A 21,178-nucleotide genomic window follows, 5' to 3' on the forward strand; every position below is an offset into this window, starting at 1 on the left:
GAAGAAATGTTGCCCGCCGTGCGGGCACAAGGCGTGGCTCTTTTCTGTGACGTTTTCTGTGAAGAGGGCGTCTTCTCGGTCGATCAAAGCCGGCGAATTCTCAAGGCAGCCCGAAACTGCGGCCTCGGGCTCAAGATTCATGCCGACGAGGTCCACGATCTGGGAGGAGCCGGTCTCGCTGCGGAGCTTCGAACACTCTCGGCGGAGCATCTCCTCGCGGCAAGCGAAGACAACCTCCGCAAAATGGCCGAGAAGAATATATTGGGCATTCTTCTTCCCGCAACAGCCTACAGCCTCCGCAAGCCCTACGCTCCCGCGCGGAAGATGATCGAACTGGGCGTCCCTCTTGCCATCGCCACGGACTGTAATCCAAGATCGTGCTACACTGAATCCATGCCCTTCATCTTCGGTCTGGCGGTAATGCAAATGGGACTCTCCGTCGCGGAAGCGTTCGTCGCCTCCACGTTGAATGCCGCGTATGGAGTCGGACTATCCTCTGTTGTAGGCAGTCTCGATCGAGGAAAACGTGCGGATTTCCTTCTCCTGGCAGGGAAAAGCCCCGCGCTGTTTGCCTATCATGCCGGCGTTTCCCCCGTGGAAGAGGTTTACAAAGCCGGAGAAAAAGTCGTCTGACAAAACCCTCGGACAGGAAACGGGCAGCTCTTTTGTGGGAAAATACTATGGGTTTCTCAAGTCTGAAAGGGGATGAACACCAGTGAACGCCGCAGACATGGCTCTTTCCGTGTTCTTCGACGAGCTTGCGTCCGATTCTCCCGCACCCGGCGGAGGAACGGTCGCCGCTTTGGGTGCTGCCGCCGCAGCCGGGCTTGTTTCCATGGTTGCCCGCTTGACCCTCGGCAAGGAAAAATTTCGAGACCATTGGAAAGAAATGGAGACAATCGCAGAAAAAAGCGATGTATTGCGCTCTCGCTTTCTTCGACTCATGAAAGAGGACGCCGACGCGTTCAACGAATTTATGGCGGCTATGAAACTCCCGAAGGAAACGGAAGAGCAGAAAAAAACAAGAGCGGATGCCATGCAGGACGCGCTGTTACAAGCTGCGGAAGTCCCCCTTGAGACGCTTCGCCTCTGCGCCGACATCGCACTCCTTGCCTCCGCGACAGCAGAACGCGGCAACCCGAACGCATTGACGGACGCAGGTGCCGCTGCTGCGTTCGCCCTTTCCGCCGCACAAACCGCAGCCTACAATGTACGCATCAACACAAAAGCCATCCGGGACCAACTTCAGGTTGCCCGCCTCGAAAAAGAAACGAAACAACACCTTCAGGCGGTTCGAAAGTTTGCGCTCCAAACGACCGATTTCGTCGAAGCGCAGCTTTCCTGAGAAGAGAGACTTCCCATGACCCTCGAACTTCGCGGTAAACCACTGGCGGACGCATTGAAGAACTGGTGTGCCGAGAAAATCATCGACCTGGAGAGCGCGCGAAAAGCACCTCCAGGACTTGCGATTGTCCAGGTGGGAAATGACGCCGGATCGGAGGCCTATCTCCAGCAGAAAGTGAAGAACGGAGAGAAATTGGGCATGTCGGTACGCATCTTCCCTTTTCCGGCTACAACCGAAAAGGGGAAAGTCCTGGAATGCTTGCGCCTCCTCAATGCAGACCCTGAAATAGACGGCGTTTTTATTGAACATCCTCTTCCCGGAGGATGGGAAATATGTTTACGTAGTGCACTGCTCCCGGAAAAAGATGTGGAGGGGCTCCATCCTCTGAACCTGGGGAGACTCTATCTTGGTGAAAAGGGATTTCCCGTCCCCTGCACCGCCGAGGCAGTGATACGGCTGCTCGAATGGTATGCGCTGGATCGTCTCGACGGTCTTTCTGCGGTAGTGATGGGGCGGAGCGTTTCCGTAGGAAGAGCGCTGGCGCTTCTCCTCCTGGAAAAAAACGCCACCGTGACGGTGGTACACAGTCGAAGTAGAAACCCCGCAATGTTCCTCGAATGTGCTGATGTCGTCGTCACCGCTATCGGGAAAGCGCACGTCATCGATGCGATACAGATGAAGCCCGAGAGCGTTCTCGTAGACGTAGGCACGAACGTGACACCCGAGGGAACTTTGGTCGGAGACGCGAAGACGGCATCCTCGTCCCATTTGAAAGCATTCTCTCCCGTGCCCGGAGGCATCGGTCCTGTCACGGTGAGCATCCTCCTCGCCAACGTCGTGCGAAACGCACTGTTACGCGCAGAGGCTTCCACTCCACGCTCTCGTTACGGGGCGACGCATATCCCTTCTACACACGAGCTTGGGTGCAGCAACACACACAACAGGAACCCATGAGACAAAAAAAAGCGCCTCTCGAAAAGCGCGTCCTGAGAAGCACCGTCTTCTTGTTTCTTCTGTTCGAAATCCTCTCCGGCAACGCCTTTGCCGCAGGCCGACAGGAAGTTTGGGCGACGACACCGTTGCTTTCCCTCATGGTTCGCTTTCTCGGAGGAATCCATATCTCCGTCCATGCGCTTTCTCGCTACGACGACCACGGGCGACTTGTTCGCGTGAAAACCAACGTTCCTGCAGACGCTCGCGTAGTGGCGCTGGACGGCACGGAGGCAGTGGAGTTCGGCCTCTCCGAGGGATATCGTTCCGTTCCCCTCTTCGAGCGAATGCCCTTTCTCCGAAAAGAGGGTGATGCATTCTTTCTTGATCCGGCCACGATGCCCGCTCTCGGACAACGGGTGCTCATCTCTCTCTCCACTTTCGACGCTGCAAATTATCTCTATTACCAAAGGCGCCTCGCGGAATTCCAGTCACGCCTGGAAAGTACCGTAGGCGTTGGAAGACAACTCCTCGGCGAGACGGCGATCCTCGATCTGACCTCCATCTTCCCATTTTGGATCGATGCAGCAGTACAACGCCACATTCGCCCTCCGGTAAACGTGATAACTCTCTGGCAGAAAGAGGAGAACCTCGATGTCCTTGAAAAAACCGTTGCAGAAGCGGAAAAAGGGGGCTGGATCATTCTCTATGACCCTCTGACCCCACTGGTGGTGAAAGAACGTCTGCTGCGTTCCCCTAACGCGCTCTCCCTTGCCCTGCCCGATGTGGACCTGGTCGAGGATCTCTTCCTTTTTCTCTATGACCAGTATTTGGCTGTGTGGAATTTTTCGAGACAGCGCTTAACAGGGACTCGCTGAGAAAACCGATGAGAGAAAAGTTCCCCTTGGTTTCCGAGGAAGGGGTTTTCCCGGGAAGAAGACGAACACACCGGCAATCACTCCTGTGACGGACGGCGTGTTCGTCCAACCCGGGCGGGTGGGTCGTTATACAAGCTCGATGCGGCCCGTCCCTTCGGTGAAACGACCTATCCGGCGAGCTTCGTTGAACCCTTCCTGATGAAGCGAGGCAAGCAAAGAAGGAGCCTCCGTCTCCGGAACAGCGAGGAGCAGCCCTCCAGACGTCTGGGGGTCGAAAAGGACATCGCTTTCATAAGCAGCGATGTTCCCACGGTTTTGAACTCTTGAACCATAGAGTTCCCTGTTTCTGTACGCTCCTGCCGGAACCAGCCCGAGTTCGGTCTTTTCCTTTGCACCGGTCAAAAAGGGCAATTCCGAAAAGAGCACTTCCACATCCAACTTTTCTCCCAACATATCCAACAAATGTCCTGCCAATCCGAAACCTGTCACGTCCGTGCACGCAACGACAGCTCCGAGCTGCTCCGGCGGGAGGCATGCGGGAAGGTTGTTCAGCGTTCGCATACATGTCACCGCCGCGTCGATCTCTTCTGCTTCGGCCATACCGGCTTTGATTGCCGTGACAAGAATACCCGTTCCCAACGCCTTCGTGAGGAGTAATGCATCGCCCGGCCGTGCGCCGTTCACCCTCCAGAGTCTCTTCGCATCGACATCCCCAAACACCACAAGGCCGTATTTCGGCTCTTCATCTTCGACACTGTGTCCTCCTGCGAGAACAGCACCTGCCTCGTCGACTTTTTTCTGTCCCCCTCGAAGAACAAGGGCAAGCTCCTCAAGCGGCCTGCAATGCACAGGATAGGCAACAACATTGAGTGCCACCCGAGGCACACCCCCCATGGCGAACACGTCGCTGAGGGCATTAGCCGCCGCGATTTCACCCCAGACCTCCGGATCGTCCACTACGGGAGTGATGAAATCCACCGTGAGAATGCCTATGCGGCCGTTGCCCAGATCCCAGAGGGCCGCATCCTCACCGTGATCCCAACCGGAAAGAAGCCGTTCATGCTCCGGCTTCCTCAAGCCGCCAAGAATCAAGGACAGGTCCGCCGGACCTATCTTGGCTGCTCACCCGCTTGTCCTGGCAAGTTCAGAAAGCCGCACGAGTCTCACCTCCCTTCAGGCAAGGAAACATCGCCCCCGCGACGAAGGTGCACCACGTCCGCTGCGGGAAAGAAACGCCTTCCCTGCGGTGTATCGACCACGAGCGTCCCCTCGCTGGTCACATCCATCGCCGTTCCCTGAACGACCTCGTCTCCGGTGAGGACACTGATGGTGGAGCCGATGGTCTCGCATTTCTCCCGATAGGCTTCGACCAGCCCCAGAGCGCCCCCCGGTTCATACAGATGTTGGAGTTCTCCATAAAAGCGGCGAACTATCGCTGCGGCAAGCGCGTTTTTCGGTATGTTCCGCCCCGTCGCTTCCTGAAGCGATGTCACGCGCTGTCGCAAGTCTTCCGGCAGATGCTCGGAGGAAAGAGAAAGATTGATGCCCAGGCCGATCACTGCATAATGTACTCTGTCAGGCTCAATAGCGGCTTCGCAGAGAATGCCGCAAAGCTTACGCCCTCGCCACAGCACATCGTTCGGCCATTTCAATGTGGCGGATACGTCCAAAAGCTCTTCGAGCGTGTCCCTGACAGCAAGTCCCGTTGCAAGACTCAGAAGTTGCAGCTCGTTCATGCGCAACGACGGCCGTAAAAGAAAGGAAAAATAAAGGCCTTTTCCGTGAGGTGATTCCCAGCTTCTGCCCCGTCGTCCACGCCCTTGGGTTTGTTCGTCGGCGAAAACGAGAAGTCCCTGTTCCGCCCCGTCACGAGCGAATTCCTTCACGACGAATTGTGTTGAAGCAGTGCGTTCAAATGCCAGGGTCGGGTGCCCGAAAGGGATGTCACCCAAAAGACTTTCGATCCAGGAAGGACTGATTCGGGTTTCTCCAGCACTTTGGAAGCGATATCCTCTTTGGGGGAGTGACTCCACGGGAAACCCCTCTTCCCGAAGTCCCTCCACGGCTTTGGACACGGCCTGACGGCTCACATTCACGTATCCGCACAACTCGGCTCCCGAAACAATCGTATCGGGACGCCGGAGCAGGTATTCCACGAGAGCTCTTTTCGTCGAATTCGTCCGCAGCAACGACATCTCTCCCGTTTCTTGGTCTCGCGACGATGATATAATGAAAAACAAGAGATCACAATGCACCTCTAGGAGGAAGGATAATGGCCATCATCTCCACCACTACGATTTTGGAGGAACTGCGATCGTTGTTACGCGATCTGCAGGACAGTCTTTGACCTGCCTGCATTGAACGAACGCATTGAGCGTCTTCTCGCGAAGACCGCCGAACCGAATTTTTGGAGTACTGCCGACGCTCACGTGACGAGTCGCGAATTGGCTCGTCTCCAGGATAAAAAAGCACAATTCGAAACTCTCGCTTCCGAAGCGGAAGAACTTGATTTTCTTGCGTCCCTGGTCGCCGAAACGCCGGATCCGGAGTTGGAGGCGGAATTCTACACTCGCTCGGCTGCACTGAGGCAAAACGCCGAACGGGAGCAGCTCCAATTGCTCATGAACGACGAATACGACGAAAGCAACGCTCTCGTCAGTGTACACCCCGGTGCGGGAGGTTTGGATTCCCAGGATTGGGCGGAGATTCTTTACCGGATGTATCTGCGGTGGGGAGAAGCTCAGGGATTTTCCCTCAAAATCCTCGAACTCCTCCAGGACATGGAGGCCGGCATCAAAAGCGTCACGTTGATGGTCAAGGGGCGCTACGCTTACGGCTATCTGAAGGCGGAAAGAGGAGTGCATCGGCTGGTACGCATTTCTCCCTTCGACGCGGCAAAGCGGAGACACACGAGTTTTGCCTCTGTCGATGTTTCTCCTGAACTCCCGGAGGATGTGGAGATCGATATCCGACCGGAAGACCTGAAGCTCGACACATTCAGAGCCAGTGGTGCCGGGGGCCAGTACGTGAATATGACCGACTCGGCGGTCCGTATCACACATCTTCCGACGGGTATTGTCGTCAGCTGTCAGGACGAACGATCACAGCACATGAATCGTGCTGTGGCCATGCAGATCCTCAAATCGCGATTGTTTGAAATGCAACTCCGGGAGCGTCAGGAGAAACTTGAGGCTCTCCAGGGAGAGAAGAAAGACATCGAGTGGGGAAGTCAGATCCGCTCCTATGTGCTTCATCCGTACACTTTGGTCAAAGACCACCGAACCAGTCATGAAACAGGAAATGTGCAGGCCGTCCTGGACGGCGATATTCAGGATTTCATCATGGCCTACCTGCGCTGGAAAAAAACGCGATGATCTACGGTGATCCCTGGGGCACCAAAAGTGTCCGGTCCGAAATTTCTCCGTTTGGAGGAAACGGACGGGGATACCGTTGTTATCCGCAGAAACAAGGAAATAGCACATTAACGACAGAAAGGAGTATCTCATGACCTTCAGAAAGATGCTCCGGAGACTAGTTTTGTTTATGATCCCTCTCATGGCGGTACTGACGGCGGAAGGCGTTCTTTCCTTGCCGGTTTCGGCCTCTCCGCCCGCTTTTGACGCGGGAATATCCACACTTGCGATCACCTCGGTGAAACCTGGCATGAAAGGGATCGCCCGTACGGTTCTCCAGGGAAGGGAGGTCGTCGCGTTTCCCCTGGAGATCCTGAGCGTAATCGAACGCAAGGGAACTCCGCGACATCTCATTCTTGTCCGTGCGTCAGGCCCTTTGATGGAAAGAACGGGAGGCATCGCTGCAGGAATGAGCGGAAGCCCCGTTTTCGTGGAGGGCAAACTCGTCGGTGCCATCGGGTATGGCTGGGATTTCAGCGATCATCGGCTTGGTCTTGTCACACCGATCGAAGACATGGCTTCCGTGTGGGACTGGCCGGAGCGTCTTCCGCCTTTTTCACGGCCGTTACCGCAAGGGATTACTCTTTTCGCCTCCGAAGACAAAGCGCCCGAAGAAAACGTCTCTCCGAATCCGGAACAAGAAGAACCTGGCGAAAATGAAAACAGCAACGACGTGGATTCGACGGCGGAGGAACACGCAGATCGGGAGGACGCACCTCTTTCGTTCTCCTTTGGCGCGAAAGATCCCATCCTTCTGGAAGTGACGCGTGAGGAAACCAACGTCAACAGGGTGCTCCGCGAACGCGCCGCGCCTCTTCTTGCCGATGGACTCAGCCCGAGGGCGACCAAATCCTTGGAAGCGGACTTAGGCACCAGGATTCTCGCCATGGGTACGGGAAGCGGCGGAAGTGACCTTCCCGTGGAATACGATGCGCACATGACTCCGGGAGACGCCATCGGCGTTCTGCTCGCCTGGGGAGACATTACCATCGGCGCCACCGGCACTCTCACGGCGGTGGGGAAAGACGGACGCTTTCTCGGCTTCGCCCATCCTTTCCTGAACCGGGGAGCTGTTGTCTTTCCGGTGACGAGAGCCTGGGTCCACGATGTCATTCCCAGCCTGGCCTCTCCTTTCAAACTGGGCTCGCCCCAGGCGATTGTAGGAACTGTCACCCAGGACCGTCCACAGGCCATCGGTGGGCGTATCGGATATTTCGCCCCTTCCGTATCGTTTACGGTGACCGTCCGGGACCAGGAGACGAAAGGAAACGTCACCAAGAGATTCCACGTGGCGGACGATCCTTTTCTCGTGGCAAAGATTGCTCCTGCAGCAATGCTCGGCATCGTGGACGACGTATGGGGCCGAGTGGGGCAGGGAACGGCCCATGTGACCGTTTCTATCTCTGGAGGCGGGCTCGAAACGGGATGGACGCGAGCGAACATGTTCTTCTCTCCCGAGGATCTTGCCCGGGATACCGTAAAAGAATTCTCCGACCTGGCGGATATTTTTTCCACGAACGAATTCCGGGAGGTAAAACCCCTTGGATTTCAGATCGACGTGGAATTGACGCAGGTTCCCCGCGTGCTTTTCATCGAGGATGTGGAGATCGACCCGAAAGAAGCCGCTCCCGGAAGCGACGTGACCGTAACCGTGAAGTTACGCCCCTACCGAAGAAATCCCCTGACGAAGACGTTCACTCTGAGGATTCCCGAAGGCGCCCAGGGGACATGCGATATTCTCGTTCGGGGTGGAGGTATCGCAGAACCTGAACAAGAGTCAATCCTGCAGGGCTGGAGGTCCATCGCCGCCTTCGAAGAGCTGCTCAGCGAACTGAACGCGAAGGAATCAAACAATGAACTTGTCGTGGAACTCCTCGCCAAGGTCGAGGGATCTTCTCAGGACAAGTCGGAAGAGGAGGAGCCTAAACTTCTCAGTGAAATCAAAGCACGGAGGATGAAGGAGGGAACATTGCGCCTTTTCAAGTCGAATTATTATGTGGAAGGTCTCATGCGACGCGTTCTCCACGTGAGGCCCGAAAACGGCGCAACCGATTCCGGACAGTAGTCAGATCCCGTCGAGGGCCGATCATGTCGTTCTTCGCCTGGATCGGAAGATGGCTTCTTCGGTTTTGGGGGGATTTGGGCGCCTTCGCTCTTTACGGCTGCCGCATGGCCTGTGGCATTTGGGGAGGTCGCTGGGGAAGAAGAGAGTTCTTCGAACAGCTTGATCGCATCGGTGTGGGGTCCCTTTCCATGGTGGCCGTGACAAGCGCCTTCTCTGGGATGGTCATGGCCGTACAGACCCTCGACCAGTTCGTTCGCTTCGGGGCAACGCAATATATCGGGGGCGTCATTGCCATCACCATGGTACGGGAAATGTCCCCGGTCCTTACGGGTCTTGTCGTCGCCGGACGCGTTGGTGCCGCGATGGCCGCCGAGATCGGTTCCATGAAAGTGACGGAACAACTGGATGCCCTTCGGGGATTCGGTCTCGATGATGTGTCCTTTGTCGGATCGCCACGTCTTCTCGCCAGCTGTATCATGTTACCGGTGCTCACCGTTTTCTCTTTCGCCATCAGCATCCTCGGCGCTTATTTGTACGTGAGCACTCATGGCGTCAGCGCGTTCGTGTTCCGGCGTTCCGTTGCGGTCATGCTCGAACCGCTCGATCTTTACGGAGGCGTAACAAAAGGTTTCGTCTTCGGCCTTCTTATCGCCGTCTCCTCCTGCTCCGAAGGTTTCCGTGCGGAAACAGGAGCCCGGGGTGTGGGAATCGCCACGACAAGTGCCGTCATTTGGAGCAATATGCTCATTCTCGCCTTCAACTATCTTCTGTCCACGCTCTTCTTCGGCGGAATGCCCCGGGGAGGATGAGGCCATGGAACACCTTGTCCAGCTGCAGAACGTGACCATGTCTTTCGGGACGAAACGTGTCCTCTCCGGGGTGAACATGTCTGTCGCACCCGGAGGAATCACAGCCCTCATGGGCGCCTCCGGATGCGGGAAAACGACCGTTCTCCGCCTGATTGCGGGACTCCTCGGCATGCAAGGCGGCACTCTCGTTCTTTTCGGAACGCACCTTGATACTGAGACCAATCCGGAAGTGATCGTCGCACTCCGCAAACGCATGGGTATCGTTTTCCAAAGCAGCGCACTTTTTGATTCTCTCACTGTCGGAGAAAACGTACGATTCCCTCTGAAATTCTGCCTCGGCATCACCGATGAAAACGAACTCGGCGCCCGGGTGGAACGCATGCTTTCCCAAGTCGAACTGGAGGGAATCGAGAAATTGTATCCCGCCGAACTCTCCGGAGGAATGCGCCGACGGGTTGCTATCGCCAGAGCGCTCGTCTATGATCCTGAATTGCTTCTCCTTGACGAACCGACCACGGGGCTCGACCCGATGACGGCACGACACATCGACCGCCTGGTGGCCAGTCTAGGGCGGAGAGCCGGAGCAGGCATTCTTCTGGTCACGCACGATCTCGTCTCAGCGCTCGGTGTGGCCGACACGATACTACTCATGGAGGAGGGACAAATCGCCTGGAGTGGCACGCCCGAGGAATGGCATGCCACTGATGATGCCTGTGTCAGATTCTTCTCCAAGGGAATGATTCCTGTCACAAAGGGGGGAGAAGAACCATGGAACGGGAATTGAAGGCGGGGATCCTTGTCTTTTTCGCTCTTGTTTTTTTCGGCGCTTTGGTGTTCGTCACGGGAGGAGCTTTATTCGGGCGGAAGGGATATTCTTTTTCCGTGCTGTTTCCCGACGCGGGAGGACTTCAGGTAGGCGCTCCGGTTTTCGTTTCCGGTGTGGAGCTCGGCCAAGTCCAGGCACTCCGTCTTACTCCAGAAGGCGTGTTTGTCGTCGTGTCGCTCCCTCCCGAAGTAGCCATTCCCGAGGACAGCGTCTTCTCCATAGGCAAAAGCGGTTTGCTGGGAGATGCGAGCGTAAAGGTCGTACGCGGCGGAGCGGAGCGCATGGTCTCTTCGGATGAAACCGTCACAGGGCATCTTCCTCCGTCTTTCGAAGAGGCCCTTGAAGAAATCCGGGGAGATTTCCTCGAAGTACGACGAACTTTCGCATACATCAACGACATCCTGGGGGATCCAGAGCGGCGAAGCGCCATGAAAGACATGCTGGACGCTCTTCCCGGACTTGTCGAGGAAGGAAGAACTACGCTCGGCATCATCGGCGACGCCGCACAAGACGCACGTCATTTCCTCTCTCGTGCCGAGGAAGAATTCCAGGATGTCTCGGGCAAGCTCTCCGTCCTTTTGGAGAACGTGGATGCATCCGTACGTGAAAACAAGGACGTGCTCGCGGAAACGCTCCGTCGTATTCGAAACGTGGCGACACAGCTCGAGGACGTCCTGAGAGATTTCAACGAAGACAGTCTTTCCGGAAAGGACCTTCGACGAGCCGTAACAAAGCTTGGAGACGCCGCTTCCCAGGTGGAACAGCTCGCCCTGCGTGTGGAGGAGGAGCTGTTCTCCTCCGAAGGGACAGTATCGCTTCCTGAAGTGATGCGAGAGGTACGGCAAACTGTCTCGAGGGCACAGGACATCATCCAGGAAGTTGAGAGCGTGCATACCGAGGGGCAGGTTTCTCTGCACAGCGCTGTTTCGGGGAAAACCGACGCAGAGGAAAGCCTCCTTCTGGACGCCTCCATATGGGTCGGAAAAAGAGATCTCCCGTACGGCATTCTCCTGGGTGTGGAAAACGTTGGCCTTCAGGATGGGCTGACCTTGGCGCCTACGTATGATCTTCCATGGGGACGCGTGTGGGCAGGCATCGTGAGAGGATACGTGGGATTGGGATTTCTATGGCAGGAAAGCAGGAGCGGGCCCTTCTCCCTCCAGGGGCAATGGTGGAACGAGGACGGCGGCTTTTGGGCCGCAGAAGGGCGGATTCGTGTGAACGAACGGTTCGGTTTTCTCTTCAAGCATGAAGAACGAAATCCGGAATCCCGTCAATCCGTGGGCGTTTACTACAGATTCTGATGCAGCATGGACAGTTCGTCACTTTCGAAGGTATCGACGGCTCCGGGAAGAGCACCCAGGCAAGATTTGCTGCGGAATTTGCCGCCCGCACCTTAGGAGAAAACCGGGTTCTCTGGACCAGAGAACCCGGCGACTGGAAAGGCGGAAAGCATATCCGGGAATTGCTCTTGCATGGGGACCTTCTCCACTGCCACGCAGAACTCTATCTTTTCCTTGCGGATCGCTGCGAGCACGTTCGTCAGGTCATCGAACCCGCACTGGACAGAGGCTGCTTGGTCCTTTGCGAACGCTATTGTGATTCCACGCTGGCATATCAGTCGTGGGGCAGGAACATCTCCCGCACATGGATCGAAAGCCTGTTTTCTGCGAGTGGTTTCCCAAATCCGAATCTCACGTTGTGGATCGATGTCCCGGTGGAGAAGGCTTGGGAAAGACTAATCGCGCGCGGGAGTGCGGATCGTATCGAATCCGAAGCGCTTACTTTTTTGCATTCCGTGCGAGAGGGCTATGCGGCGCTTTCGAAGGAATATCCCCAACGGGTCGTTCGGATTGATGGAACGCGCACGCCGCATCTCGTCTTCACGGATGTCTGCGCATTACTGAAAAAAAACCTAGGAGAAAGTTTCGGTATTTCGCTATGAAAGTAGAAAAACCAAGGGAACAGAAATCACGATCCGTATCGAAAAATACCGGACAATCCGTTTCGGGCGGGAGAGGACGCAGTGGAGCACACCGCCTTGTTGAAGTTCCCAAAGAAACTTTCGACGAATCGTTGCAATCTCTTGAAATCAGCGCCCTTCTCGAAGAAGTGGAAGCGGTGGGCAAGCAATTGTTTCGCTATCCCAGCCCACAGCTGCTCGCCAGATACCGCCGCCTCGTTGGTGACCTGCTTTTCCGGGCCGAACAAGGACTGCAGATGAAAAAGGATTTTCGCTGGCGGCGAGCGGATAGAGCGACCTATGTCATCATTGAGAAAACGGAAAACATGTTGGGCCAAATTGAGAAAGTCCTCGCCCAGGAGGGGGAACGAAGCAAACTCCTGGAGCTCATGGACGAGGTGAAAGGGTGTCTCATATCACTGTTCATGTAGAGAATCGGAACGAAGAACATACACTGGAGGAATTTTTTGCAATGACGTCTGAGGGATCCCTTCCCCAGGCGATGGTGGTGCGCACATCCCGTTCCTCTTTCTTGCGGACCATGTCGATTCTCGCCCATCGGTATCTCTGTTTTCACGGAACCGGAGATGACGCGTGCATGTCCTGCCGCAGTTGGAGCGACCTCTTTCATCCCGACCTCCTGATCGCTGGAACTCAGGACACGGCGCCCGGCATCGAAGAATGCCGACATCTTGCCGCCGGGCTTTCATTAGCTCCGTTTTGCGCACCTCGTCGACTCGGAGTTGTGTTGTGCGCCGACATCCTCTCTCTCCCGGCTGCCAACAGCCTCCTGAAAATGGTGGAAGAACCGCCTCCCTCCGCACATCTTCTTCTTTTCATCGAAGCCGACCGGCTTCTCCCCACTCTTCGCAGTCGAGTCTGGCAGCTTTCCATCTCTTCGGAGGAACCGTCACCCATACAAGCACCTCCGGAAGGGAAAGCGGAGTGGATACGGCGGATCAGCGAAAAACGCGGCACAAACGCCGAAGACGTGACGGAAGAACTGCGCCAGTGGTGTTCCTATCTGATACGAAACGGGCATGGTCTAAAAGCGCAGCGGTTAGAAACGCTCCGCAATTTTTCGGAGAAGAACCGCCTTGCTGTTTCCATGTTACAGGACCTTGCGTATTTGGCCCTTGAGGAGGAGTATCCCGTTGAATGCCTTTTTGACGATTTTTGGTAAACCTCGCTATCTTGGCGTCGTTGATTTGCCCGAGAGTGCCGCACCTCTGAAAAATCGCTGGATCTTCGCCCAGACATCCCGAGGCGAAGAACTCGCCCTTGTCATTGGTCCCTTGACATCGGAACAGATTGAGCGGTACCGGACACAACGCAGAATGGAAGACCGGGAAAACGCCACTCCCCGTGGAAACGAACAGGGGCTTGAGGAGATCATCTTCGTTTCCGATGCTACAGACACTGCTCTGGAGCTCCGGGAAGAACACCAGGCGGAAGAAGCCCACGTTCTTGCCACAGCGCGGCAACTTCTGCGTGAACACAACCTTTCCATGAAACTCGTCGACGTGGAGTATTTGCTCGACAAGAAAAAACTTTTTCTCTATTTCACTTCGGAGCAGCGTGTCGATTTCCGTGCCTACGTACGCGATCTGGCCAAGGAATTCAAGACACGCATCGAACTACGTCAAATCGGTGTCCGTGACGAGGCAAAGGTTCTGGGAGGCATCTCCCCCTGCGGTCTCCCCTGTTGCTGCAGTTCCTGGCTGAGCGGTTTCTCGCCCATCTGTATCCGCATGGTGAAGGAACAGAACCTTGCCCTGAATCCGACGAAGATTTCCGGAATTTGCGGACGCCTTATGTGCTGCATGGCCTACGAACACGCCACCTATCGAGAGCTTTGGGAACATCTCCCCAATCCGGGGAGTAAAATTCGTGCGCCCCAGACAACCTACATCGTCACCGGTGTGGACATCAAAGCCAGAGCCGTTCGAATTTATGGACAGGGAATACGGGAATTCGAGGTCCCCGTGGACGATTTCCCGGCGTTCAAGGAATGCGTACTTCGGGGAGACGAGTGGATTTTAGAGGACGCTCCCGGTCAGGAGGCACCTCGTGTTTCGCACACATCCTCTGAAAACGCCAAACATCAACGATCCGCTAGGGCTTCCACTTCATCCACAGAGGAGAAACCACACGTCGCCAAAGAACGGACATCTTCGGAACGTGGGACGACATCACCTCTCGCCTCTATACCGGAAGCAAAAGAACCGAAGCGGGAAAAAACGTCTTTCCCTGGTGATACCGAGAGTTCGGACAGCATTCTCGAGAAGCCGAAAAAAACTCGCCGTCGTCGAAAAAGGAACGCAAGTGCAAAACAGGAAGAGGGGAAAGAACGTGTAACCTCTCCGAGAACACAGCAGGAGGAGAGGCCTGCACCTCTCGAGGAAAACAAAAATTCAGCCAGGCCCTCCGAAGGAAAACGGCATGCCGACTCCGCCGGGCATTCACCGCGTACATCGCGGGAAGAACAGGCTTTGAAAAGAACTCCCCCCGATGGAGAGGGCGAACAAAAGCAAAAAACGAGGCGGAGGCGACGCCCGAGACGTAAACCACAGGCTTCTTCTTCGTCTTCGGAAGAAAACCGTTCCGCTGAAAAACCAGACCGCACGACCGTCGATGCAACATCCAAAGGGTGAGCGCAATGGCATTGTGGAGTAGTTTGAAAGAAAAACTGAAGGGGGTCACCGAGCGGTGGAGTGGGGGCATAGCAGGTCTTTTTTCCGGACGCTCGATTGACGACGTGTTTTGGGAGGAACTTGAGGAGCGGCTCATCGCAGGCGATGTCGGAATCTCACTGACAGAACGTCTTCTCGAACGTCTTCGCGACGAACACCGGACAAAACGCATCCGAGAAACCGAAGCGCTGCGAAACGTCTTCGTGGAGATTTTGGTGGAACTGCTGGAAAGTGTTCCAGGAATGGGTGCGCCACTTCGATCCGACCTCTCTCCATCCGTAGTTTTACTTATCGGCGTAAACGGAAGTGGGAAAACCACAACCGCGGGAAAACTCGCTTTTCAGGCAAAACACGAGGGCAAAAGCGTCCTCCTCGCCGCAGCGGACACGTATCGTGCCGCTGCCATCGACCAGTTGAAAATCTGGGGCGAGCGAACGGGAATCCGTGTCATAGCCCAGGAACCGGGCAGTGATTCCGCAGCGGTCGTCTTCGATGCCGTTCGTGCCGCCAGAGCGTCGGATTGCCGCATGGTCATCGCGGACACTGCGGGAAGACTGCACACCAAACATAACTTGATGGAGGAACTGCAGAAAGTTCACCGTGTGGTTTCCCGGGAAATTCCCGAGGGCCCCGCGGAGGTTCTTCTCGTTCTTGACGCGGTGATGGGACAAAACGCATTTCGACAGGCCGAGGCGTTCAATGCAGCGCTTCCTTTGACTGGCATCGTACTCACAAAATACGACAACACCGCTAAAGGCGGTATCCTGCTTTCCGTTGTCGACTCGTTGCATCTTCCTATCCGTTACGTAGGTCTGGGAGAAAGCGCGGAGGACCTTCGGCTCTTCGCTCCGCGAAACTTCGTGGAAACGCTGCTGAAAGAAGGGAAAACCGATGAGCCTGTCCAATGATGAATCGTCCGAGAAGCTTTTTCTCCAGGACACCTTTCAGGACGCCCTTCGCCACCTCTTCTTTCTGGGCCTTGAATATCTTCATATCGAGAAGGAAATGGAAGCACGTCTTCTTTCCAAGGAGCAGCTCATCAGCTCTCTGGAACGCGGCTGTGGAGAATACACCCTAGAAAGTCTTCTCGATGAGACTCGTGATGCCGACCCTCTGAAGCGTTTTTGCTTGACTCCCCAAGAAGTGAAACGCCTCGCACCTAGCATACGCGTCCTCTGCGTCGAAGAAAAAGGATCCCGAATTCTTTCCATGCTGGACATTCAAAGCACGTCCCTCCTTTTCGCGCTTCCCGCCTGGTGGGAAGTACCTCTTCCGCTCTTGTCCGTTCGCGAGGACACAATACGCATCAACAGGAAAGGCAAAGAACTGTTCGGAGACATTTCCGTATCGCGCAAAGAAGTGGAACGTGCGCTCCGTGAGTCGGAACATCTGTTCACGTTTCGCTCTTCGGATCGGGAAACGACGATACTTCTCTCGCCTCTCGACCGCGGCATTTATCTCATGGAAGACGTGAGTTCCGACATGCGTGCCGCGGAGGATATCGCCTTCTGGGCCGCAGCGGGAAAATCTTTCGTTGCCCGTCTTGAGGAACAAGGCGTCCATGTACGCCGATGGGGAACCGACGATGCTCCCCAGACTTCCCCCGAGGGCGAAGTCCTCACCTGCGTCTGGGAGGATCGTTTTCTCGGCTACGTGAGCTTGGATCCACCGGCGGAAAGTCCATCATGAGAGGCATTCTTCTCACGGGAGTTCTCTACCCCTCGGAGGAACGGTGGATGTGGCTTTTCCCGCGCCTTCGGGAGATTTGGGGAGAACCTCAACGGGAAAGCCCGCCGTTTCTTTTCGACTGCACCACATATTATCGTTCGATCGGTGATCCGCTTTACCGTAGGTTTCTCTCTTTTCCAGGACTTCGATCCGGAGATGAGCTGGCAGCATGGAAACAGCAGGCACTCTCTCTTGAACGAGAAAGTGGTCCTCAAAGAAGCGTCAACATCGATCCGGGAATTCTCGACGGAGCCCGCCTTATCCTGGCCTCCACAAAGGACCGGGCACAGCGCATTCCTGTCGGGCAAGGTCTGTTTGCAGAAATAACTCTCATGTACCGGCGAGGAAAGTGGATCTCCTTCGAGTACACCTTCCCGGATTTTCGGGACGAAAGATATCATGGATTCCTGTCCGCCGTAAGAAACGATTGGGCAGATGCAATGCGAAAAGGAGGAACCAGTCATGATTGAGCGTTATAGAACGGCCGGCATGAACGTCATCTGGTCGGACGAGAATCGCTTCAGGAAATGGCTCGACGTTGAAATTGCCGTATGTCAGGCGTGGCTTGAGGCGGGTATCATTCCTCAGGACGCTTTTGACGATATCATTGAAAAAGCGTCTTTTGACGTGCAACGTATCGCGGAAATCGAGGAAACCACCCAGCATGACGTCATCGCTTTCGTGAGCTGCGTCGCCGAACATGTAGGTCCCAGCGGACGCTATATCCATCTTGGGCTTACCAGCAGTGATGTTGTGGACACTGCAGCGTCACTCCTCCTCAAGGAGGCACTCTCCCTGATTCTTGATGAAGTGGAAGAGGTGAAGAACACTGTTCTCTCACAAGCATGGAAATATAAGACCACGCTCTGCGTCGGAAGAACCCACGGAGTTCATGCGGAACCAACGACGTTCGGCCTTAAACTCCTCAATTGGTACGAGGAGCTGGAGCGAAACAGTTCGCGGCTTCGCCTCGCCAAGGAGCAGATCAGCACTGGAAAAATCTCCGGTGCGGTCGGCACTTACGCTCACTGTCCTCCCTCCATCGAGGCACGGACGTGCCAGCTTCTGAAACTCGATCCCGCTCCGATATCGACGCAGATCCTGCAGCGGGACCGGCACGCCTTCGTCCTCACCACGCTTTCCGTACTCGGAGGAAGCATCGAGCGCATGGCCACCGAATTCCGTCATTTGCAAAGAACGGAGGTTCTCGAAGCGGGAGAACCCTTCCGCAAAGGACAGAAAGGCTCTTCCGCCATGCCGCACAAACGGAATCCCATCATCAGCGAACGCCTCTGCGGCATGGCCCGCCTGCTTCGCGGTTACGCTGTTACCGCTATGGAAAACATGGCGCTTTGGCACGAGCGAGACATCAGCCATTCCTCGACAGAGCGGGTTATCTGGCCGGATGCCTTCCATCTGGCCCATTACATGCTGCTTGCACTGAAGCGGCTCGTTTCCGAAATGACCATAGACAAGGACCGCATGGCCTCGAACATGAATCTCACCAGAGGACTTCTCTACAGCCAGAGGGTTTTGCTTCACCTCATCGAGGAAGGCGGCATGACCCGGGAAGATGCCTACCATCACGTTCAAAGCGCCGCCATGCGCTGTTGGAACGGAGAAGGTGATTTTGCCGACCTCCTCACCGCAATCCCCCAGGTGGCTTCTGTTCTTCCCGAAGAAAAATTGCCTCAGCTCTTCACCCCGGACCATTACCTCCGGCACGTGGATGCTATTTTCAACCGTTTTCCACCCTCACCCGACCAGGGGTGATCGCTCCGGACGTACGTCCTTTCCCTAACGCGCCCAACACGGGGCGTGCCAGGCAAATGGAGAAAAAAGAACGCATTCGTGGAGGCCACTGAAACAACCTATTGAGGGGGGTGTGTTTTTTGGACAAACCAGACCGCAACATGGCGCTCGAATTGGTTCGGGCTACAGAGGCCGCTGCAATGGCAGCGGGCAGATGGATGGGACGAGGCGACAAAAACGGTGCCGATGGCGCAGCTGTGAATGCTATGCGTTTCATGCTCAACACGGTGACAATGGATGGCATCGTCGTCATCGGTGAAGGAGAAAAAGATCAGGCACCCATGCTTTTCAACGGCGAGCGGCTCGGCACGGGAGAACCGCCCCTCGTGGACATTGCCGTGGATCCTATCGATGGAACGACCCTCACCTCGCAGGGACGTCCCAATGCGGTGAGCGTCGTCGCTGTCGCCGAAAAAGGAACGCTCTTCGATCCGAAACACATCTACTACATGGACAAAATAGCGACGGGCCCCGAAGCAGCAGGAGTAATCGATATCAATGCACCCGTCGCAGAAAACATCGCAGCAGTGGCAAAGGCTAAAAAGAAAGGCAAGGAGGACGTCACTGTCGTGGTTCTCGATCGGCCAAGACACCAACAGCTCGTGTCCGAGATCAGGGCAACGGGTGCACGCATCCGCTTCATCTCCGACGGAGATGTCTCGGGAGCGCTCATGACGTGCAAACAGGGCAGCGGCATGGATCTCCTCATGGGCATAGGTGGATCCCCGGAAGCAGTCATCACCGCCTGTGCACTTCTTTGCGTGGGAGGAGACTTCCAGTGCAAACTGTGGCCTCGAAACGACATTGAGGCAGCTCAATGCAAGGAAAAGGGACTCGACCCCAAGAAGGTCCTCTATATCAATGACCTGGTAAAAAGCGACAATGTCTTCTTTGCGGCAACAGGTGTCACGGATGGAGAGCTCCTTCGAGGCGTCCGTTACGACGGAAATCGTATTCACACACATTCTCTGGTCATGCGTTCAAAAAGCGGGACCATCCGTTATATCGACGCTCTCCACAGTGCAGAGAAATTGCAGACTTTCAGCAGCATCAACTACAGCGGAAAAGCGTAGCTGATCTTCTCATTACGATGGCCCAACACGAAGAAGAGACGCAAGACATTGATTTTTTTCGTTTCTTCTTCGTGTATTGGTTATTTTTTATTCTCAACTTGCTCAAAAACTGTTCAAATGTTCTTTAAGAAATAATACCTTGCTGCTGTAATGTTATTCAAAAAACGCTTCAATACCACAGAAACCTCCACAACAAACCCGCTTTTTTGAGATTTCCATTCAGTTCATTCCAGGAACCTCTGACAAACGCCACGTCGACCTCAGGAAGGCACAATACGATCGAGGTCGAGAGAGGGCACAACCCCTTTAATCAGAGCTTTCTCAATTTTTGTTCTGAACTCGCCGCTTTCCAATGAGCCGCACCGATCATCGCCTGTCCCAGTGCAACACATTCGTCATTGGGAGGAATCCGTCGGTGCAGCAATGGGACAAGTCCAGCTCTCTCCAGACGGGCTCGGGTTTCCTCCAGCAGACGCATATTCTGCCAAACGCCTCCGGAGAGGGCTACTTTTTCCGTTTTCAGAGACCTGCCAAGATGAACGCACACTTCGGAAAGAACGGCAGCAAGACCGGTATGGAAAGCCTGAGAAAGCACCCCGGGCCCCATTGTACCCCGATTTTCGAGAAGCCAACGGACCGTCGGCCTCCAGTCGATACGGAGAAAGCCTTCTTTTCTTACAACCGAAAAGGGAGCCCGCACATCACACTCGACTTCCGCAATGTCCTCCAGCTCCATGGCAGCTTGAGCGTCGTAGGAGACCTCCGAGCGCAAACCGAGCAACGCCGCCACGCCGTCAAAAAGACGACCGCATGAGGTCGTACTCGGAGCATTACAAGCCAGCCTGTCCAGAACACCAAAAACATTCGTTCTCTCGGGCCAGAGTGCACTCCCAAGTACCTTCGCCTGGTGCTCTCCGACCGCCGCTACCAGGAGAGCATAACCGACACGCCACGGCTCCTTCACCGCCCGGTCTCCCCCAAGGAGCGGAAAATTCTCCAAAGCTCCCACCCGGCGAAAGAAACGAGCATTTCCATAGAGGAGTTCACCTCCCCAAAGCGTTCCGTCCGTCCCATATCCCACGCCGTCCAGAATGACCCCGAGCGTGGGTTCCTCAACACGATTTTCAAAGAGACACGCCGCGAGATGTGCGTGGTGGTGCTGTACGGCCAGCGTCGCTTCGAAGGAAGAAGCAAGTACTTCCTCGACAAGACGGGAGGAGACGAATTGAGGATGAAGATCCTTCACGAGAAGACGGGGAGTGATTTTGAACAATTCCAGAAAATGCAGAAGTGCATCCTTGTAGAGATCCATTGTCTCAAGTTCTTTCAAATCCCCAAGATACTGACTCAGAAAGAGAGAGTTTCCCTGCGTTACCGCGAAGGTCGCCTTCATCTCCGCTCCCGCCGCGAGAAGGTCCGGCAGCGGTGCGTCAGCGACAAACGGCGTGGGGACGTAGCCTCGCGCTCTCCGTACCACCACGGGCAACTCCGACGGACAGGCGACCACGGAATCATCGATGCGCCGCCTTATGGGACGGTCGTGTTCGAGAAAAAAATCCGCAAGGTGACGGAGCCGGATGAGCGCCTCGGGAGTATCCGCCACAAGCGGCTCGTCGCTCAGGTTCGCGCTGGTCATGACCAGC

20 protein-coding genes and 1 pseudogene are annotated in these 21,178 nt (G+C 55.5%); 18 read left to right on the top strand and 3 right to left on the bottom strand.

From position 1 onward, the window contains the following. The 4 genes from Q1K49_RS08485 to Q1K49_RS08500 all read left to right on the top strand — a co-directional run. Positions 1-633 (top strand): amidohydrolase family protein (locus Q1K49_RS08485; RefSeq protein ID WP_300525037.1); only part of this gene is annotated, 633 nt, incomplete at its 5' end. Between the two features lie 97 nt (positions 634-730). Further along, complete coding sequence (locus tag Q1K49_RS08490) at positions 731-1,345, top strand: cyclodeaminase/cyclohydrolase family protein (protein ID WP_300525083.1); 615 nt, start codon at positions 731-733, stop codon at positions 1,343-1,345. Positions 1,346-1,360: 15 nt separating this feature from the next. Next, a complete protein-coding gene (locus Q1K49_RS08495) occupies positions 1,361-2,299 on the top strand; it encodes a bifunctional 5,10-methylenetetrahydrofolate dehydrogenase/5,10-methenyltetrahydrofolate cyclohydrolase (protein WP_300525040.1) in 939 nt (312 codons plus the stop codon). A gap of 50 nt (positions 2,300-2,349) precedes the next feature. Then, positions 2,350-3,153 carry a hypothetical protein gene (locus tag Q1K49_RS08500; protein ID WP_300525043.1) on the top strand — a complete coding sequence of 268 codons (804 nt, stop codon included), beginning with the start codon at positions 2,350-2,352 and terminating at the stop codon, positions 3,151-3,153. A gap of 126 nt (positions 3,154-3,279) precedes the next feature. On the opposite strand, the gene selD is transcribed toward Q1K49_RS08500, so the two are convergent. After that, positions 3,280-4,311 carry a selenide, water dikinase SelD gene (gene selD / locus Q1K49_RS08505; RefSeq protein ID WP_300525046.1) on the bottom strand — a complete coding sequence of 344 codons (1,032 nt, stop codon included), beginning with the start codon at positions 4,309-4,311 and terminating at the stop codon, positions 3,280-3,282. Positions 4,312-4,316: 5 nt separating this feature from the next. Beyond that, on the bottom strand, positions 4,317-5,342 hold the full coding sequence (locus tag Q1K49_RS08510) for a biotin--[acetyl-CoA-carboxylase] ligase (RefSeq protein ID WP_300525049.1): 1,026 nt from the start codon (positions 5,340-5,342) through the stop codon (positions 4,317-4,319). Between the two features lie 83 nt (positions 5,343-5,425). Here Q1K49_RS08510 and prfB point away from each other — a divergent pair. From prfB to glpX, 14 genes and pseudogenes are all read left to right on the top strand, one after another. After that, positions 5,426-6,527, top strand: a pseudogene (gene prfB / locus Q1K49_RS08515) (peptide chain release factor 2). 130 nt (positions 6,528-6,657) lie between these two features. Then, complete coding sequence (locus Q1K49_RS08520) at positions 6,658-8,631, top strand: SpoIVB peptidase S55 domain-containing protein (RefSeq protein ID WP_300525051.1); 1,974 nt, start codon at positions 6,658-6,660, stop codon at positions 8,629-8,631. A gap of 23 nt (positions 8,632-8,654) precedes the next feature. After that, entirely contained in the window at positions 8,655-9,440 is a 786-nt protein-coding gene (locus Q1K49_RS08525; RefSeq protein ID WP_300525053.1) for an ABC transporter permease, read from the top strand. A 4-nt stretch (positions 9,441-9,444) separates the two neighbouring features. After that, entirely contained in the window at positions 9,445-10,224 is a 780-nt protein-coding gene (locus tag Q1K49_RS08530; protein ID WP_300525056.1) for an ATP-binding cassette domain-containing protein, read from the top strand. Continuing rightward, positions 10,209-11,570: an MlaD family protein gene (locus Q1K49_RS08535; RefSeq protein WP_300525059.1), complete on the top strand. Its 1,362-nt coding sequence runs from the start codon at positions 10,209-10,211 to the stop codon at positions 11,568-11,570. The genes Q1K49_RS08530 and Q1K49_RS08535 overlap by 16 nt, the downstream gene beginning before the upstream one ends. Then, complete coding sequence (gene tmk / locus Q1K49_RS08540) at positions 11,570-12,211, top strand: dTMP kinase (protein WP_300525062.1); 642 nt, start codon at positions 11,570-11,572, stop codon at positions 12,209-12,211. Before Q1K49_RS08535 ends, tmk begins: the two co-directional genes overlap by 1 nt. Beyond that, a complete protein-coding gene (locus Q1K49_RS08545) occupies positions 12,208-12,660 on the top strand; it encodes a DUF327 family protein (protein WP_300525066.1) in 453 nt (150 codons plus the stop codon). Before tmk ends, Q1K49_RS08545 begins: the two co-directional genes overlap by 4 nt. Further along, positions 12,636-13,412 carry a DNA polymerase III subunit delta' gene (locus Q1K49_RS08550; RefSeq protein WP_300525069.1) on the top strand — a complete coding sequence of 259 codons (777 nt, stop codon included), beginning with the start codon at positions 12,636-12,638 and terminating at the stop codon, positions 13,410-13,412. Before Q1K49_RS08545 ends, Q1K49_RS08550 begins: the two co-directional genes overlap by 25 nt. 154 nt (positions 13,413-13,566) lie before the next feature. Beyond that, positions 13,567-14,883, top strand: coding sequence for a regulatory iron-sulfur-containing complex subunit RicT (gene ricT, locus Q1K49_RS08555; RefSeq protein ID WP_300525085.1), 1,317 nt, complete (start codon positions 13,567-13,569; stop codon positions 14,881-14,883). Between the two features lie 23 nt (positions 14,884-14,906). Beyond that, positions 14,907-15,830, top strand: a complete 924-nt coding sequence (ftsY, locus tag Q1K49_RS08560) for a signal recognition particle-docking protein FtsY (RefSeq protein WP_366146055.1) — start codon at positions 14,907-14,909, stop codon at positions 15,828-15,830. Beyond that, on the top strand, positions 15,814-16,611 hold the full coding sequence (locus Q1K49_RS08565; RefSeq protein WP_300525075.1) for a hypothetical protein: 798 nt from the start codon (positions 15,814-15,816) through the stop codon (positions 16,609-16,611). The genes ftsY and Q1K49_RS08565 overlap by 17 nt, the downstream gene beginning before the upstream one ends. 47 nt (positions 16,612-16,658) lie before the next feature. After that, the gene (locus tag Q1K49_RS08570) at positions 16,659-17,120 is read left to right on the top strand and encodes a DUF4416 family protein (protein WP_300525088.1); all 462 of its coding nucleotides are present in this window, start codon (positions 16,659-16,661) and stop codon (positions 17,118-17,120) included. Continuing rightward, positions 17,113-18,423, top strand: coding sequence for an adenylosuccinate lyase (gene purB, locus Q1K49_RS08575; protein WP_300525076.1), 1,311 nt, complete (start codon positions 17,113-17,115; stop codon positions 18,421-18,423). Before Q1K49_RS08570 ends, purB begins: the two co-directional genes overlap by 8 nt. Positions 18,424-18,542: 119 nt before the next feature. Beyond that, positions 18,543-19,535: a class II fructose-bisphosphatase gene (glpX, locus tag Q1K49_RS08580; RefSeq protein WP_300525079.1), complete on the top strand. Its 993-nt coding sequence runs from the start codon at positions 18,543-18,545 to the stop codon at positions 19,533-19,535. A gap of 310 nt (positions 19,536-19,845) precedes the next feature. On the opposite strand, the gene Q1K49_RS08585 is transcribed toward glpX, so the two are convergent. Then, the coding region (locus tag Q1K49_RS08585) for a Sua5/YciO/YrdC/YwlC family protein (RefSeq protein WP_300525081.1) at positions 19,846-21,178 on the bottom strand (1,333 nt) is incomplete at its 5' end.

It is taken from the genome of Aminiphilus sp. (assembly GCF_029975095.1).
Classification (GTDB): Bacteria; Synergistota; Synergistia; order Synergistales; family Aminiphilaceae; genus Aminiphilus.